Source organism: Leisingera sp. S2M4, from assembly GCF_055398055.1.
In genome coordinates, this window is record NZ_AP040861.1 from 2,256,191 (window position 1) to 2,271,811 (window position 15,621).

15 protein-coding genes are annotated in these 15,621 nt (G+C 67.0%); 2 read left to right on the plus strand and 13 right to left on the minus strand.

The genetic code is table 11. The features are described 5' to 3' along the window. The first annotated feature begins 149 nt into the window (after positions 1-149). Entirely contained in the window at positions 150-3,146 is a 2,997-nt protein-coding gene (locus tag ACZ52D_RS10950; RefSeq protein WP_417472855.1) for a cyclic nucleotide-binding domain-containing protein, read from the plus strand. Positions 3,147-3,164: 18 nt separating this feature from the next. Here ACZ52D_RS10950 and ACZ52D_RS10955 read toward each other — a convergent pair whose 3' ends face one another. The 10 genes from ACZ52D_RS10955 to ACZ52D_RS11000 form a co-directional block, all read right to left on the minus strand. After that, positions 3,165-4,397: a mandelate racemase/muconate lactonizing enzyme family protein gene (locus tag ACZ52D_RS10955; protein ID WP_464441327.1), complete on the minus strand. Its 1,233-nt coding sequence runs from the start codon at positions 4,395-4,397 to the stop codon at positions 3,165-3,167. Between the two features lie 3 nt (positions 4,398-4,400). Then, on the minus strand, positions 4,401-4,769 hold the full coding sequence (locus ACZ52D_RS10960) for a hypothetical protein (protein WP_369926753.1): 369 nt from the start codon (positions 4,767-4,769) through the stop codon (positions 4,401-4,403). 39 nt (positions 4,770-4,808) lie between these two features. Then, positions 4,809-5,897 carry a Zn-dependent alcohol dehydrogenase gene (locus ACZ52D_RS10965; RefSeq protein ID WP_464441328.1) on the minus strand — a complete coding sequence of 363 codons (1,089 nt, stop codon included), beginning with the start codon at positions 5,895-5,897 and terminating at the stop codon, positions 4,809-4,811. A 105-nt stretch (positions 5,898-6,002) separates the two neighbouring features. Continuing rightward, a complete protein-coding gene (locus tag ACZ52D_RS10970; protein ID WP_464441329.1) occupies positions 6,003-7,349 on the minus strand; it encodes a class-II fumarase/aspartase family protein in 1,347 nt (448 codons plus the stop codon). After that, entirely contained in the window at positions 7,349-8,059 is a 711-nt protein-coding gene (locus ACZ52D_RS10975) for an alpha/beta fold hydrolase (RefSeq protein ID WP_464441330.1), read from the minus strand. Before ACZ52D_RS10975 ends, ACZ52D_RS10970 begins: the two co-directional genes overlap by 1 nt. Further along, positions 8,052-8,843 (minus strand): 3-oxoadipate enol-lactonase, encoded by a 792-nt coding sequence (gene pcaD, locus ACZ52D_RS10980; RefSeq protein ID WP_464441331.1) that lies wholly within the window; start codon positions 8,841-8,843, stop codon positions 8,052-8,054. The genes ACZ52D_RS10975 and pcaD overlap by 8 nt, the downstream gene beginning before the upstream one ends. 90 nt (positions 8,844-8,933) lie before the next feature. Then, a complete protein-coding gene (locus tag ACZ52D_RS10985) occupies positions 8,934-10,133 on the minus strand; it encodes an endonuclease/exonuclease/phosphatase family protein (RefSeq protein ID WP_464441332.1) in 1,200 nt (399 codons plus the stop codon). A gap of 56 nt (positions 10,134-10,189) precedes the next feature. Continuing rightward, positions 10,190-11,167 carry a threonine ammonia-lyase gene (locus ACZ52D_RS10990; RefSeq protein ID WP_464441333.1) on the minus strand — a complete coding sequence of 326 codons (978 nt, stop codon included), beginning with the start codon at positions 11,165-11,167 and terminating at the stop codon, positions 10,190-10,192. After that, the gene (locus tag ACZ52D_RS10995) at positions 11,164-11,997 is read right to left on the minus strand and encodes an alpha/beta fold hydrolase (protein ID WP_464441334.1); all 834 of its coding nucleotides are present in this window, start codon (positions 11,995-11,997) and stop codon (positions 11,164-11,166) included. Before ACZ52D_RS10995 ends, ACZ52D_RS10990 begins: the two co-directional genes overlap by 4 nt. 5 nt (positions 11,998-12,002) lie before the next feature. Then, positions 12,003-12,689: a haloacid dehalogenase type II gene (locus tag ACZ52D_RS11000; protein WP_464441335.1), complete on the minus strand. Its 687-nt coding sequence runs from the start codon at positions 12,687-12,689 to the stop codon at positions 12,003-12,005. Between the two features lie 160 nt (positions 12,690-12,849). Here ACZ52D_RS11000 and ACZ52D_RS11005 point away from each other — a divergent pair, with 160 nt between their 5' ends. Then, on the plus strand, positions 12,850-13,278 hold the full coding sequence (locus ACZ52D_RS11005) for an FKBP-type peptidyl-prolyl cis-trans isomerase (RefSeq protein WP_222454940.1): 429 nt from the start codon (positions 12,850-12,852) through the stop codon (positions 13,276-13,278). A 153-nt stretch (positions 13,279-13,431) separates the two neighbouring features. Here the strand turns inward: ACZ52D_RS11005 and ACZ52D_RS11010 are convergent, their stop codons facing one another. The 3 genes from ACZ52D_RS11010 to ACZ52D_RS11020 all read right to left on the minus strand — a co-directional run bounded on the left by ACZ52D_RS11010 (position 13,432) and on the right by ACZ52D_RS11020 (position 15,615). Further along, a complete protein-coding gene (locus ACZ52D_RS11010) occupies positions 13,432-14,049 on the minus strand; it encodes a TetR/AcrR family transcriptional regulator (protein WP_464441336.1) in 618 nt (205 codons plus the stop codon). Between the two features lie 65 nt (positions 14,050-14,114). Continuing rightward, a complete protein-coding gene (locus tag ACZ52D_RS11015; protein ID WP_464441337.1) occupies positions 14,115-14,678 on the minus strand; it encodes an HD domain-containing protein in 564 nt (187 codons plus the stop codon). 145 nt (positions 14,679-14,823) lie between these two features. After that, on the minus strand, positions 14,824-15,615 hold the full coding sequence (locus tag ACZ52D_RS11020) for an enoyl-ACP reductase FabI (protein ID WP_417472830.1): 792 nt from the start codon (positions 15,613-15,615) through the stop codon (positions 14,824-14,826). Positions 15,616-15,621 lie beyond the last annotated feature (6 nt).

A 15,621-nucleotide genomic window follows, 5' to 3' on the forward strand; every position in this document is an offset into this window, starting at 1 on the left:
TTTCCCTGCTGGCAAATGTTGTGACGTATGATGCCGCAACGGGATACGCGATTTTACTTGCCATTGCCTGTTCCCGTCAAACCGGGGTACCCCTATATGAGATCCTGACCAGCCGCCGCCATTGATGGAGCCTTCCCATCGAACGCTCTTTGTTCCGTTTCATTTGGAAATATTCGAAACGCGATCAGCTGGTTCTGCTGGTCGTCACCGCCTGTCTGTTTCCGCTGCTTTACCTGACGCTGGAGCTGCCCAAGCGCATCATCAATGATGCCATCGGCGCAGAGACCCAGACCATTGATGTGCTGGGCTACAGTGTCGACCAGCTGACCTTCCTGTGGCTGCTGTGCGGCGCCTTCCTGCTGTCGGTTCTGTGCCACGGCCTGCTGAAGATGCGCATCAACACCATGAAGGGCGTGCTGGCCGAGCGCATGTTGCGGCGGTTCCGCTATCAGCTGATTGGCCGGGTGCTGCGCTTTCCGCAGCCGTATTTCGAACGGGTCAGCCAGGGCGAGCTGGTCTCCATGGTCACCTCCGAATCCGAGCCGATGGGCGGGTTGATGGGCGATGCGGTCAGCCAGCCGGTGCTTCAGGCCGGACAGATGTTGACGATTCTGTTCTTCCTGTTCCTGCAGAACTTCTGGTTCGGCATGGCGGCCATCGCGCTGATTCCGTTGCAGGGCTGGCTGATCCCGATGCTGCAGCGGCAGATCAACCTGTTGAACAAGAAACGGATCAAGCAGGTCCGCGCGCTGGCCACCGAGATCGGCGAAAGTGCGGCGGGAGCCTCGACGCTGCGCATCAACGGCGGCTGGCGCTACCGGATGGCCGTCATCACCGCCCGGCTGGGGCGGCTCTACGACATCCGCTTCGAGATCTACCAGAAAAAATTCTTCATGAAGTTTCTCAACAACTTCATTACCCAGCTGACGCCGTTCTTCTTTTACGCGGTGGGCGGCTATCTGGTGCTGCAGGGCAAGGTGTCGCTGGGGGCGCTGGTGGCGGCGCTGGCCGCCTACAAGGATCTGGCCTCGCCCTGGAAGGAGCTGCTGACCTATTACAATCAGACCCAGGACATGGCCCTGCGCTGGGAGGTGATCCTGGAACGCTTCGCTCCGCCGGGCATGGTGGACGAGACCCTGATGACGGGCGAGCCGGACGAACTGGAACATCTGAACGGGGATGTGGTTCTGGAGTCGGTCAATGTGCGCGACACCGACGGTAATCTCGTCCTCGAGGATCTCAGCGCGACCTTCCCGGCCGGGCAGGTGGTCGGCATCGCGGCCCCTTCCGAGGAGGACCGCCGGGCACTGGCCGAGCTGCTGACCCGGGAAATCCTGCCGACCGCCGGTCGTGTGACGGTGGCGGATCGTGATCTGCGGGGGCTGCACCAGGCGACGATCGCGGCGCGCATCGGTTATGCCACCTCGCGACCGGTGCTGTTCCAGGGCTCCTTCGGCGACAACGTTCTGATGCCGATGCGCCTGCGCCCACTGGGCGAAGGGCTCGACAGCAAGAAGCTGGACATGGCGCAGCGGGCCGGCAACAGTCCGGACCCGTTTGATGCCCCCTGGCTCGACCCAAGCCTGGCAGGCTTCTCGAGCGAAGCGGAGCTGCGCGGATGGTGGCTCAACCTGGTGGAGGGCATCGGCTCGGACACGGCCTTGTTCCGGCGCGGGATCGAACAGCGTTTCGAGGCGCTGGCGCACCCGGAGCTGGCCGAACAGCTCACCGCTCTGCGCCCGACCTTCCGCCAGGCTGTCCGTGACGCCGGGCTGGAAGCCCATGTGCATTTCCTCGACCCCGACACCTATAACCCGACGCTTCCGGTGGTGGAAAACCTCGTCTTCGCCGCCAGCAGGGAGGCGCTGACCGGCGAGAATCTGCAGCGCCATGGCGAGTTCCTTCGCCTTCTGAAGCAGCTGGGCCTCGATGAGGGGCTGGTGGCCTTGACGCGCGATGTGGTCGAAATGCTGCGGCAGATCTTCGGCATGGATGGCACAGACCACCCGCTGTTCCGCAAGCTGGGCCTTGATGTCGCGGCCTACGAGGCTGCGTTGGCGCTGACCGAACGTCCCGGCGATGTCAGCGCAGCCGGGCTCAGCCGCGAAGAGCTGGCGCAGCTGCTGATCGTGCCCTTCACCATTTCTGCCGAACAGATCGGCCCCGCCTTCGGGGAGGATATGAAGGAGCGCATCCTGAGCTACCGCCGCAGCCACGGCGACAGCTTGCTGAAGGCCTTGCGCACCGGGTTCGAACCCTTCTCCGCGACGCGTTTCGCCCCCAGCTTGACGGTGCTGGAAAACGCGCTGTTCGGCAAGATTTCCGACAGCGCGGGCGGCAAGGGGGACGAGGTGCGCAAACTGGTTTCCGAGATCATGGTCCGCGAGGGGCTGCGCGATCAGGTGGTGGCGCTGATCTTTGACATGCCGATCGCAGTGGGCGGGCAGGGGCTGGCCGCCAGTTTTGCCGAACCGCTGGCCTTCTGTCGGGCCACCATCAAGCGGCCGGACATCCTGATCCTCGATTCCGCGATGGCGAGCTATGATCTGGAGACCCGCGTGGCGGTTCACAACAACCTGCGCAAACTGCTGCCGGAGACAACGCTGATCTATCTCGCGCCCTCCTTCCAAAGCCCCGATGTCTTTGACGCCTATTTCGAGCTGCGACAGGGCCGTTTGGTCAGCGACAAGGTGCAGGCACCCGCGTCGGGCGACGGGGCGGGCAGCCAGGATCTTGCGCGCAAGCTGCGGGCGCTGGAACAGACCGAACTGTTCTCTGGGCTGAACCGCCGCCAGCTGCGGCTGCTGGCCTTCGGCGCGCGCTGGTACGAGGCCAAGAAGGGCGAGACCGTGTTCCTCAAGGACGACGAGGCCTCGGACGGCGCCTATATGGTGCTGGAGGGCGAGGCGGGGCTCTACCTGCCACAGGATGGCGGCGAGGACCGGCTGGTCACCACGGTCGGCCCCGGCCGCCTGGTCGGCGAACTGGGTCTGATCCGGCAGGAACCGCGGGCGCTGAGCATGGTGGCGGCCACTGATCTCAAATGCCTGCGTATCGGCGAGGAGGAATTCCTGGCCGTGGTCGAAAATGACGCCTCTACCGCGTTCAAGCTGTTGCAGGTGGTCGCGGGCTATGTCTCCAACTGAACTGGCGCGGCGCCGGGTCTATTCCGCCTCTGGCGGCGCCCCGCCGACAAAGGCGTTGCCATTGGCATAATCGCAGGGCGCTTCCTGCATGTTGAGATGCAGGTCCGAGCCGGTGAACGGATGGGCGCGGGCCAGCTCCTCGTCCACCTCGATGCCGAGGCCCGGCGCATCCGGCGCGGTGACAAAGCCGTTCTCGACCCGGATCGAGCTTTTGATCAGCTGGTCGTGGAACGGTGTTTCGATGGTTTCCAGCAGCAGGATATTCGGGATCGAGGCCGCCAGATGCACATTGGCGGCCCATTCCACCGGCCCGGCATAGAGATGCGGCGCCATCTGCGCATTGAACACCTCGGCGATGGCGGCGACCTTCTTCATCTCCCAGATGCCTCCGGCCCGGCCGAGGGCAGGTTGCAGGATTTCCGCGGCCCCCGCGCGCAGGATGGCGGCAAACTCCGCCTTGGTGGTCAGCCGCTCGCCGGTGGCCACGGGGATGCGCACGTCGCGCGCGACGCGGGCCATGTCCTCAATGGCATCGGGTGGTGTCGGCTCCTCGAACCACAGCGGCGCATAGGGCTCCAGCGCCTGGCCCAGCCGGATCGCACCCGCGGTGCTGAACTGGCCATGGGTGCCGAACAGCAGATCGGCGCGGTCGCCCACCGCCTCGCGGATTGCCTTGCAGAATTTCACCGACAGGCTGATGTCGGACATCGCAGGCATATGGCCGCCGCGCAGCGTGTAGGGGCCGGCGGGGTCGAATTTCACCGCCGTGAAGCCTTCGGACACTTTCTGCGCTGCCGCTTCCGCCGCCATCTCGGGCGAGGTCCAGAAGGCGCTGATGTCATGCTGCGGCAGCGGGTAGAGATAGGTATAGGCGCGGATGCGGTCGTTCATCCGCCCGCCCAGCAGCGCATGCACCGGGCGGCCACGGTGCTTGCCCAGGATGTCCCAGCAGGCGATCTCCAGCCCGGAAAACGCGCCCATGACGGTCAGATCGGGGCGCTGGGTGAAGCCCGAGGAATAGGCGCGCCGGAACATCAGCTCAATGTTTTCCGGGTTCTCCCCTGCCATGTGGCGCTCGAACACGTCGCGGATCACATGGGCCATCGCGCCAGGCCCGACCGAGGAGGCATAGCATTCGCCCCAGCCGGTGATGCCACAGGCGGTGGTGACCTTCACCAGGATCCAGTAGCGCCCGCCCCAGCCGGGGGCAGGTGGGGCGGTGACGATGATATCCAGGTTCTGCAGCTTCATGGTCTAGCGCTCCGATGCGGCGTCAAAGGCGCCGAGTTCGCGGTTCAGCTCCTCGATGGCGAATTGGGGCGTGAAAAAGGTCACATCCGCTTCGCCGCCGCTCTCCATCACGACCTCGATCCCAAACTCCGCCGGGGCACCATCAAAGGCGCCTTCGATCTGCCAGCGGCGGCGCTGATGCAGGTCCAGATGGGGCAGGGCGGTGGCGATCTCCTCCGCCAGCCCCTCCGGCAGGCCAAAGCGCGGGTTGTTCGCGAGCCGGGTCAGAAACGGCGCGATTTCGACCACCGCAAACAGCATCGAGGTTTCGGACGTCGCCGCGGCAGGTTTCACCGCCTCCGGCTTGAACAGGCTGGTCAGGAATTTCAGCACGGCGCGAGCTCCGCTGTCTTGGGTGTTGTTCGTCGGGTGTCAGCCGAAGACAATCACATTGCGCTTGGCACTGCCAGTCCTGGTGTCGGCAATCGCCTCGTTGATCTGCTCCAGCGTCCAGCGGCCCGAGATCAGCTCATCCAGTTTCAGCCGCCCCTGCTGGTACAGGTCGATCATCCAGGGAATGTCGCGCTGGATCACCACGTCGCCCATCTTGGAGCCGATCAGCCCCTGGCCCACCGCGGCCAGCACCACCGGTTCATAGGCGGCCTTGGCGCCGGAATGCGGCATGCCGATCATCACCGCCCGGCCGCCGCGCGCCAGGTAACGCGGTGCCTGCTCGTAGGCGGGGATGGCGCCGACGGTGATCAGCACCGCATCGGCGCCACGCCCGCCAAGCGCCGCTTGCGCGGCCTTCCAGGGCTTGTCCTCGGTTGCCAGCACGCCGTGGGTGGCGCCAAACGCGCGGGCGATCTCCAGCTTCTCGGCGCTCATGTCCACGGCGACGATGCGGCGCGCCCCGGCGATACGCGCGCCCTGGATGGCGTTCAGCCCGACGCCGCCTGCGCCGATCACCACCGCGTCCTGGCCGGTCCGCAGCTGTGCGGCGTTGACCACCGCGCCGACCCCGGTGATCACCCCGCAAGAGACCAGTGCCGCGGCGTCGCGGGGCATATCCGCGGGGATCTTCACGATCTGGCGCTGATCCACCACCACCTTCTCGGCAAAGGCACCGCAGGCCATGGCCTGCTCCAGCGCGCCGCCATCGGCGGTCTTCAAGGGGCCGTTTATGGTGTCATGGGGTGTTTCGCAGATCGTCGGCTTTCCGCCTGCGCAGCTGGGGCAGCTGCCGCAGCTGCGGATCAGTGTGACCACCACCGCATCGCCTTCGACGAAGCCCTGCACGCCCGCGCCCACGGCACTGACGATGCCCGCGGCCTCATGCCCGTAGACGGCCGGCAGATGGCCGCCCCAGGCGCCGTCGGCAAAGGAAATGTCGCTGTGGCAGATCGCAACCGCGTCCAGCGTCACTTCCACCTCGCCCATGGCGGGCGGGGCCAGCAGCACCTCCTCGATCACCAGCGGGGCGCCGAATTCACGGCAGACGGCGGCTTTGATCTTCTGCATGATCTGTCTCCCTGTTTTCAGGCAGGGTGGCGCGGGGCAGGGGCGCGCATCAAGCCGGAAAGTGCCGCGGCTGCCGCTTTTACGCAGCGGCACCGCGGCACGTGGCTATTTTTTGCCCTCTTCGGCCAGCGCAGCCGCCTGCGCGGCGAACCGCTGCGCCTCGGCCGGGGCCTGGCCCAGCTGACGGGCCGGATCAAACAGCCGCGCTATGTCCAACGCGGGATAGTCGCGCGCCGCCAGTTGCCGCAGCGGCGTTGCGCTGTTCTGCGCCTCGCGGCACAGCGCTTTCACGGCGGCCTGCGCGTCCGGGCGCGGCATCTGCTCGGCCAGGGCAAAGCTCAGCGCCTCGGCGTGGATCATGTCCAGCCCGCCGGAAACTGCGGCCTGCATGGCATCCGCATTGGGGCTGAGACCCGCGCAGAGCGCCTTGCCCGTCGCCGCGGCGCTGGCGGCCCCCAGAACGATCTGCGGCAGGCACATCCATTCGGTGAACCAGGCCGCGCCGTCGCGCTGATGCTGCTGCAGGGCCGCGCCTTGCAGCACCGCCATCAGACCGCTGCCCTGCCGCGCCAGCGCCACCAGTGCCGAGGGCACCACCGGGTTCTGCTTCTGCGGCATGGTCGAGGACGCGCCGGCCCCGCCTAGGGTGATCTCGCCGATGCCGCTTTGGACCAGCGCGGTGCAATCCTCGCCGATCTTGCCGAAGGCCAGCGTGACCCGCATCAGCCAGTCGGCGATGCGCAGCACCGGGGTGCGGTCGGTGTGCCAGCTGCGGCCGGGATCGGCCAGCGCCAGCCCGCGCGCCACCGCCGCGCGCAGCTCGGCCGGTTGCGCCCCCAGCGCCGAGGCGGTGCCCGCGGCCCCCGACAGGGACACCAGCAGGCAGGTTTTGCGCAGCTCCGGCAGCTCTGCCAGCAGGTTGGCCAGCGGCGTGCCCCAGCCCGCCGCCACCGCGCCAAAGCTGGTGGGGGTGGCATGCTGCCCATAGGTGCGCGCCGCCATCGGCAGCGCGGCGTGGTCCCCGGCCAGCTGCCCAAGCGCGGCAACGGCGCGGCGCACATCGGCCTCGACCAGCGCCAGCGCTTGGCGCAGCCGCAGCATCAGCGCAGTGTCCATGATGTCCTGCGAGGTGGCCCCCCAATGCACGTATTGTGCGTGCTCGGGGGCTTTCATCTCCTCGCGGAAGGCGGCGATCAGGCCCGGCACCGGCACACCGTTCTGGCCCGTGGGCCGCTTCAGCACGCCCGGGTCCACCGCGATCTCGACCACCGCGCGGCCGATCGCGGCGGCGCTTCCCTGCGGGATCACCCCGGCTTCGCCCTGCGCCTTGGCCAGCGCGCCCTCGACCAGCAGCATCGCGCGCACTTCGGCGCTGTCGGAAAACAGACGCCCCGCCTCGCCGCAATTGAAAAGCCCGCCGTAAAGCTGGCTGTCGAATACCGAGCCTGCCATCAGAACGCCTCCGCGATACGTGTCATCAGATCCGCCAGCCCCGCCGGGTCGGCAAAGAAGGGCGAGTGTGACGCCGCCATGTCGAACACCCGGTCCGCGGGCAGGGCAGAGGCCATCTGCGCCTGATACTCCGGCGGGATCACCCGGTCTTCGGAGCAGCGGATATAGGCTTTGGCCACGCCGTCAAATCGTGCGCCCAGATGGACAGGCGTGTCCTGCGGCGGGATCGGCTGCGCACAGAGATTGTCGAGCGCAAAGCGCACCGTCTCCGGCGGGCAGTCGTGATAGAACAGCTCGGGTGCATGCTCGGCCACGAAGCTGTAGGCGCTGCCCTCCGCGTTCTTCTCGGTGGCACCGCCGAGCGTCTGGCGCGGCCCGGCCTGGCGCATTCCGATCAGCGACAGCCCGCTGACGGGGATGTAGCTGCACAGGTAGATCAACCCGCGCATCCGCTCCGGCGCGGCCTCGGCAGCGGCAGAGATCGGAACACCGGCCCAGGAATGGCCCAGCACGATGCGGTCGGGGGCGCAGGCGGCCAGCACGGCATCGGTGGTTTCCGCCAGCGTGACCGTGGCCGGGTCGCGCCCGTCGCCGTGGCCGGGCAGGGTGATGGTATGGGCAGTATGGCCGCGGGTCTCCAGCGCCGGGATCAGGTCGCGCCAGCACCACGCGCCGTGGCAGGAGCCATGAACAAGCAGAAAATCAGCCAATGTGTCCGGTCTCCTTCAGAAAGGCGCTCAGCCGGTCGGCGTATTCTTCCGGCTGTTCAACGCAAGGGATATGGCCCGCGCGGCGGATCAGGTGGAACTGGCTGCCGGGGATCAGATCCACGGTCTCGCGCACCAGATCGGCGGGGGTCGAGCCATCCTCAGAGCCCGCGATGCCCAGGCAGGGCAGGCGCAAGCCGCTGGTGGGCGTGTAGAAATCCGTGCCCGCAATGGCGGCGCAGCAGCCGGCGTAGCCCTCGCGCGATTGCTGCACCAGCATGTTGCGCCACAGCTGCAGGTCGGGCTTGGCGCGGAAATCGCGCGCGAACCAGCGTTCCATCACGCTGTCGGCCAGGGCCTCGATGCCCTGTTCCCGCACTGCCGCGATGCGCTGCTGCCACATCTCGGGCGTGCCGATCTTGGCGGCGGTATTGGACAGCACCAGCGCGCGCACCATGTCCAGCCGCTTGACCGCCAGCCCCTGGCCGATCATGCCGCCGACGGACAGGCCGACGAACAGCGCATCGCGCACCTCCAGCTGGTCCAGCAGACGCTCGGCATCGCGCACCAGCGCGCCCATGGAATAGGGGCCGGGCGGGCAGGAGGACAGGCCATGGCCGCGCTTGTCGTAGCGGATGATGCGCAGCCCGCGCGGCAGGCGGGCAACGACGGCGTCCCAGACGCGCAGGTCGGTGCCAAGGGAGTTTGCAAATACGATGGGCGCGCCGTCCGGGTCGCCGTCAACGCGGTAGTGAAGCTGGACATCGCCCAGGTCTGCAATCTGCATGCTGTGCCTCATGTTCGAGTTTGCCGCACTTTATCCGCGGCGGCGGGGCAAGGTAAAGCAACCGGGCCCGGTGCCTGCGACAACGCCGGTTCAGCCGTGCAGCGCCATATGGGCCATGATCTGCCCGTGGTCCGAGGCCAGCTTGTTATAGGGCGCCTCGGGGTGGCTGCCGTCGGTCAGGTGGTCGTTCAGCACGCTGTAATACTGCATCTCCCCGATCGCGCCGGGCCAGCTGGGGTCGAAATGGCGCGACATGTAGATCTGGTCGATGCTCTCATGCACGCCGCCAAAGGCGGTGGTGTAGACCACGTCGCGCAGGGATTTGCGCAGGAACATCTTCTCGGCCGAGCGCAGCCGCACCCGGTCGATGTCCTCGCGGATCTGGGCGTCCTCCGCCTCGTTGTAGCGGTCGCCGCCGTGGCGGGCGTCATGGCGCAGCATCCAGGCGTAGTTGCGGAAGGGCACCTCCCCCGAGATGATCTCGCTGCTGACCGCATGTTCGCCATCGTTGAAATCGCCCAGCACCATTACCGGCCGGCCCTGCTCCAGCTCGTCCAGCACGGCGCGGCGCAGCACCCAGGCTTCGCCCATGCGGCGCAGCGCGGCACGCAGCGACCCCAGCGCACGCCCGGCCGCGTCATAGGCTGTCAGCACAGTTTCGGGCGGATAGGCGGCGCCCTGCGGGGTGATGTATTCCCCCAGCTTCGATTTCAGGTGGCAGTTGAACACGCTGATGACCTGGCCGCCGACCGGCACCCGCACCTTGAGGATCGGGCGCGACAGGCGGCGCAGAGTGTAATAGCCTGCCTCTTCGTCGTCGCCGCCGAGGCTGGCCATGGGGATGTCCAAGGGCTGCTCCAGCTCCTGGATCACCTCGGGTACGCCGTCAAAGCCGAACCGCGACAGGACCGCCAGGCCAGGACGGCGGTGGCCCGGCTCGCCGCTGTCGTTGATGTTGGGCGCAAAGGCCAGTGCCGCGCTGCCATAGCTCTCATAGGCCAGCTTGCGGAAAATCGCCTTGCGGTGATAGCGCTTGGAGGGATCCGGAATGCTGGCGGCATTGGCCTCGGCGCCGCGGCGGTCGGTCTCAGCGATCACCTCGCGCAGCGGCTCTTCCTCGAAGATCTCCTGAAAGCCGACGATGTCGGCATTCAGTGTCAGCAGCTGGTCTGCCAGCCAGTCGGCTTTCCACGCGTATTCCTCGGGCGTGTAGCTTTGGAAGCGGTAATACTCGCGCTCCGGCCCGATCAGGTTCTTCACGTTGAACGAGGCAATGGTGAAACGCGTCATGTCAGCCCCCCCTTGGTCCCTTGGCCGCCGTCGCCGGGTGTCGCGGCGGTCAGATGTCAACCATAGCGCGTCAGCGCCTCGCGAAACAGCTCGGGATCGACATTGCCGCCGGTGACCACCGCGACTACCGAATCGCCGTCGATCGCATCGCCATGGAACAGCGCCGCCGCAAGGGAGGCTGCGCCGCCCGGCTCCAGCACGATCTTCAACCGCAGGAAGGCCAGCGCCATGGCCTGCATCGCCTGATCCTCGGTGATGACAAGGCCCGCGCCGCAATGCGTCTGCATAATTGGAAAGGTGATCTCGCCGGGTGCGGGCGTCAGGATCGCGTCGCAGATCGACCCCGACGGCGCCGGGTTGCTGCGGATCTCTCCCGCCGCCAGAGAGCGGGCGACGTCGTCGAACCCCTCCGGCTCCACCGGCCGCACCCGAAGCCCCGGCGCGCGCGCCGCCAGCGCCAGCGCCACGCCGGACGACAGCCCACCACCGCCGCAGTTTATCAGCACGTCGCCCTCGGTCACGCCTTCGGCGGGGGCCTGTGCGGCGATTTCCAGCCCGCAGGTGCCCTGGCCGGCGATCACCTCCGGCTCGTCATAGGGTTTGATCAGCGTCAGCCCGCGGGCCTCGGCATGGTTCGCGCCCACTGCCTCGCGGCTTTCGCCGCCCGTCCGGTCATACAGAACCACCTCGGCCCCCAGCGCGCGGGTGTTGTCGATCTTCAGCTTGGGCGCATCGGCGGGCATCACGATCACCGCGGGCGCGCCATGGGCGCGGGCCGCCGCGGCCACGCCCTGCGCATGGTTGCCGCTGGAATAGGCGATCACCCCGCGCGCCAGTGCTTCGCGCGGCAGGGCCGAAACCGCCGCCCAGCCGCCCCGGAACTTGAAGGAGCCCGTGTGCTGCAGGCACTCCGCCTTGACCAGCACGCGGCGACCGGCGATCTCGTCCAGAAAGGGCGAGGACAGCAGCGGCGTCACCCGGGCATGGCCCTGCAGCCGTTCGGCGGCGGCTTCGATCATGGCGATTGAGGTCATTGGGCTTGCTCCAGCACGGAATGGATCAGGGCGAGCGCCTCTGGTTCGTCGAGGAAGGGCACATGGCCGCGGTTGGCGAGCTCCACCGCCTGCAGGTCGGGCAGGCGGCGCTGCATCTCCAAGTATGTCGCATGGCTGAGGATGTCGGAATGCGCGCCGCGGATCACGCCGCAGGGCAGGCCCTCCAGCGCCAGGAACAGCGGCCACAGATCCGGGGCGGGCCCGGCCTCGGCCTGCGCCAGAAGCGCGTCGCGCAGGCGCGGATCGTACCGCAGCTGCAGCCCGTTGGGACCTGCGTCATAGAAGGTCTCGACCTCTTCGCGCCAGCGCGCCTGCGACACATCGGGAAAGGCCGGGGCCATCACCGCTTCCAGTGCAGCGGCCGCCTGTGCGTGGGTCTTGGCCGCGGGGCGGAAACCGACGTAGTCCATGATCCGCCCGGTGCCGTCCGCCGGGATCTCCGGTCCGATGTCGTTCAGCACCACCGCCAGCAGCCGCGCGTGCGCGGTGGCGGCCAGGGTCATCGCCACCAGCCCCCCGCGCGAGGTGCCAAGGACCGCAGCCTGCGCCAGGCCCAGGTGGTCCAGAAGCTCCACCGCGTCCTGGGATTCGCGCAGGACATTGTAGGTCATGAAATCCGCAGCATGGTCTGAGCGGCCGCGCCCGCGCGCATCGAGCGTGATCATCCGGTAGCGCCCGGCATGGGGGGAGAAATAGCGGAAATCGCGGCTGTCGCGGGTCAGCCCGGCCAAGCACAGCAAGGGTAGCCCGCTGCCGCCCGTGTCGGTGTAATAGAGCGTCAGCCCGTCCGAGGTCTCGAAATACGGCATCGCGCTCAGCCCCGCGCCAGATCGGGGATCGTGGTCAGGTCCGACAGCTCATGCGCCGGTTTCCACGGCATCCGGTCGACCGGCTCACCGGCGCGGTTCACCCAGGCGGTGACAAAGCCATAGCCGGAGGCCCCCGCCGCATCCCAGCCGTTGGAGGAGACGAACAGCACCTCGTCCCGCGCGCAGCCGAAGCGTTTCCCGACCAGGTCATAGACGCGGGCGTCGGGCTTGAAGATGCCGACGCTTTCCACCGACAGCACGTCATCCAGCACCTCTGCCAGCCCCGCCGACTGCACCGCCCCGTCCAGCATCGCGGGCGAGCCGTTGGACAGGATCGCGGTGTTCAGCCCGGCGTCCTTCAGCGCGCGCAGCATGGCGGGCACCTCGGGGTAGGCCTGCAACTGCCAGTAAAGATCCAGCAGCCGCTGGCGCAGGGCGGCATCGCCGTCCAGGCCGGTGGCCTCCAGCGCCCAGTCGAGCCCGTCCTGCGTCACCTCCCAGAAATCGGTATGGGCATCGGTGATCGCCCGCAGCCAGGTGTATTGCAGCTGCTTCAGCCGCCAGTGCTGCGCCAGCTCGGCCCAGCGGTCCTGCAGCCGGGAAAACTCCGGTTCTGCCGCGGCCTGACGGGCGGCGGCGCTGACGTCGAACAGGGTTCCGTAGGCGTCAAAGATGCAGGTTGTGATCGGCATGAAATCCTCCGCTATGGTTGCCAGCCGGTGGCTCGCGGCGACAGTGGCACGAAGCGCGCAACAGGGCAAAGCGGATAATTGTACCGGATACGGGTTTACATCAGGGCCTCAGCCTTTAGGCTGCGCGGCTTTGACACCCTATACCTGGACAGGAGATCCCATGACCGAGGTCAAGAACGGCGACACAGTGCGCATCCATTACACCGGCAAGCTGACGGACGGCACCGTCTTTGACAGCTCCGAAGGGCGCGACCCGCTGGAGTTCACCGTTGGCAGCGGTCAGGTGATCGCGGGCATGGACGCCGGTCTGACCGGCATGTCCGTGGGCGAAAAGAAGACGCTGGAAATCGCCTGCGCCGACGGCTACGGGCCGGTCAACCCCGATGCGCGCCAAGAAATCCCGCGTGAAGGCATCCCGGCGGATATCCCGCTGGACCTGGGCACCCAGCTGCAGATGCAAAGCCCCGAAGGCCATGTGCTGCCGGTGACCGTGGTCGATGTGACCGAAGAGACGGTGACGCTGGACGCGAACCACTTCCTGGCCGGCAAGGACCTGGTGTTCGAAGTCGAGCTGGTCTCGGTGAACTGAACCCAGACGCACGGCGGAGGGCGGGGCGCTCCCGCCCATTGCGGTGCAATCCCTAGGGATTGCCTCCTCATCGGTTGGGCCCGGCGCCGCCTGCGGCGGCGGGTCTTTTTCTGTTCCCGCATTGCCCGAAACCCGGGGGGCGGATTGCCGATATCAGGTGCGCGCGGCCGTCGCCCGGGGCTGTGCCACCAGGGCAGCGATGCCCTCAGCCGCCGTTGCGGCAAAGCGCATCAGGCTCTCCCGCTCGTTCCCGGCGCGTGCCCGGATGCCAAGCGAGTGCAGGGTTGCGGCTGCCAGAGCGGATGCGGCCTCCAGCGACGGCGGATCAGCCTGCGGTGCGCATCGGGCCAGCAGGCGGTGGAAGAATTCGTCATTCGATGCAATCTGCTGAAACAGGCGGGCGCGGATTTCGGGATGCGTCGGGGCCTCTGCCGCGGCGGTGGTGAAGACCAGGCAGCCGCGGCCTCCGTCCCTATCCAGATAGATGTCCAGCGCCGTCTCGAACACCAGTGTGAGCGCTGTGCGCGCAGATGATGCGCCGCCGCTCACCACCTCCAGCTGCTGCCGGATGCCCGCGGCAAAGTCCTCCATCGCGCCCAGGAACATCTGTTCCTTGCTGCCGAAGGCGGCGTAGAGGCTGGGCCGCACCAACCCGGTCGCCCGCGCCAGATCATCCAGCGAGGTCGCTGCATATCCCTTGGTGCGGAAGCAGTCGACGATTGCCGAGCGTACCTCCGCCTCGACGAACTTGCGCGGACGACCGCGGCTCATTCCGGGAAATCCGCTTCGTGCAGCATGTCGCAGAAATGCGGCACCGCGAAACCCGACACGTTGCGCTAGGCAATATCAGCGCCAAAATTGTGCAGCGCGGTCATCGGCTTGCGGGCATAGACCCGGCTCAGTGCATCTTCCATGGCCCGTTTGAACCCCAGCCGCGGATAGGCGTCAAGCACCTGCTCCATCACCTCGGGCGTGACCTGGCTGTGCGGCAGCACGCCCACATCCATGGCGGCGCCGATCTGCACCAGCGCCGCCTCGGGCGATTTCTTCTGCGGGATCGAGAAGGTGGTATGCAGCGCAATCGCGTCCCAGACACGGTCGATGCGGGACTGCTCGACCTTCTGGCGCGCAAGGAAGGCCGCCGCGGCCTCGGCACCGTCGATCTCGAAGCGGTCGTCGCCTTGGTAGGCTTCTGTCAGTCCGAGGTCATGCAGCATGGCGGCCACGTAAAACAGCTCCGGGTCGTATTGCATCTGCGATTGCCGCGCTGCCAGCGCGCCGAAAGCATAGGTGCGGCAGACGTGGTTGTAGAGAAACGGCCGACTTGCCATGCGCGCCACCTCGGCGGCGGCGGTGCAAAGCGCGGTATCGGGAATGCAAATGTGGTCGCTAAGGCCCATGTCAAAATCCTGCTGAGGTGGCTTTCGGGTATTTATATGCGATTCGGTATATAAATAAAAGCAGCCCTGGGCCGGTGCAGTGGCGGGCAAAAGAAAAGGCGCCCCGAAGGGCGCCTTGTCAGAATTAGCTATTGAAGACCGTGCTTTACAGGTGGTCCTGTTGCGGCATCCCCAGCACGTGGAAACCGCCGTCCACGCGGATGATCTCGCCGGTGGTGTAGGCGCCCGCATCCGAGGCCAGGTAGACCGCGGTGCCGCCCACCGCCTCCAGCGTCGCGTTGGAGCGCAGCGGTGCGTTCTGCTCGGTGTGCTTGTAGGTCTTGCGCGCGCCGCCGATGGCCGCACCCGCCAGCGTCTTCATCGGGCCGGGGGAGATCGCGTTCACCCGGATGCCGTCGGGGCCGAGGTCGTTGGCCAGATAGCGGGTGGCACTTTCCAGCGCGGCCTTGGCAACGCCCATGACGTTGTAGTTCGGGGTGACCCGGTTGGAGCCGCCATAGGTCAGCGTCAGCAGGGTGCCGCCGTTTTCCTGCATCATCGGATAGGCGCGCCGCGCCACCTCGATGAAGGAATAGGCGGAGATATCCATCGAGTTCTTGAAGTTGGCCCGGCTGGTGTTGATGAATCGGCCGGTCAGCTCGGTCTTGTCGGAATAGGCGATGGCGTGGACCAGGAAGTCGATCGTCGGCCAGCGGGCGCTCAGCTGGTCGAACGCCGCATCAAGAGAGGCATCGTCGGTCACGTCCACGTCGACCATGAAATCGGACCCGACGCTGGCGGCCAGTGGCTCCAGACGCTTGCCAAAGGCCTCGCCCTGGTAGGTAAACGCCAGTTCGGCGCCAGCATCGGCCATCGCCTTGGCAATGCCCCAGGCGATGGAACGCTCGTTGGCCACACCCATGATCAGGCCGCGTTTGCCGCTCAGCTGTCCAGCCATTTTCTG

Bases quoted from the DNA above. Each gene is read 5' to 3' on its own strand.
- ACZ52D_RS10965 (WP_464441328.1), bottom strand. From the start codon at position 5,897: ATGCAGAAGATCAAAGCCGCCGTCTGCCGTGAATTCGGCGCCCCGCTG.
- ACZ52D_RS11020 (WP_417472830.1), bottom strand. From the start codon at position 15,615: ATGGCTGGACAGCTGAGCGGCAAACGCGGCCTGATCATGGGTGTGGCC.
- ACZ52D_RS10955 (WP_464441327.1), bottom strand. From the start codon at position 4,397: ATGAAGCTGCAGAACCTGGATATCATCGTCACCGCCCCACCTGCCCCC.
- ACZ52D_RS10985 (WP_464441332.1), bottom strand. From the start codon at position 10,133: ATGACGCGTTTCACCATTGCCTCGTTCAACGTGAAGAACCTGATCGGG.
- ACZ52D_RS11005 (WP_222454940.1), top strand. From the start codon at position 12,850: ATGACCGAGGTCAAGAACGGCGACACAGTGCGCATCCATTACACCGGC.
- pcaD (WP_464441331.1), bottom strand. From the start codon at position 8,843: ATGCAGATTGCAGACCTGGGCGATGTCCAGCTTCACTACCGCGTTGAC.
- ACZ52D_RS10995 (WP_464441334.1), bottom strand. From the start codon at position 11,997: ATGCCGTATTTCGAGACCTCGGACGGGCTGACGCTCTATTACACCGAC.
- ACZ52D_RS10970 (WP_464441329.1), bottom strand. From the start codon at position 7,349: ATGGCAGGCTCGGTATTCGACAGCCAGCTTTACGGCGGGCTTTTCAAT.
- ACZ52D_RS11000 (WP_464441335.1), bottom strand. From the start codon at position 12,689: ATGCCGATCACAACCTGCATCTTTGACGCCTACGGAACCCTGTTCGAC.
- ACZ52D_RS10990 (WP_464441333.1), bottom strand. From the start codon at position 11,167: ATGACCTCAATCGCCATGATCGAAGCCGCCGCCGAACGGCTGCAGGGC.
- ACZ52D_RS11015 (WP_464441337.1), bottom strand. From the start codon at position 14,678: ATGGGCCTTAGCGACCACATTTGCATTCCCGATACCGCGCTTTGCACC.
- ACZ52D_RS11010 (WP_464441336.1), bottom strand. From the start codon at position 14,049: ATGAGCCGCGGTCGTCCGCGCAAGTTCGTCGAGGCGGAGGTACGCTCG.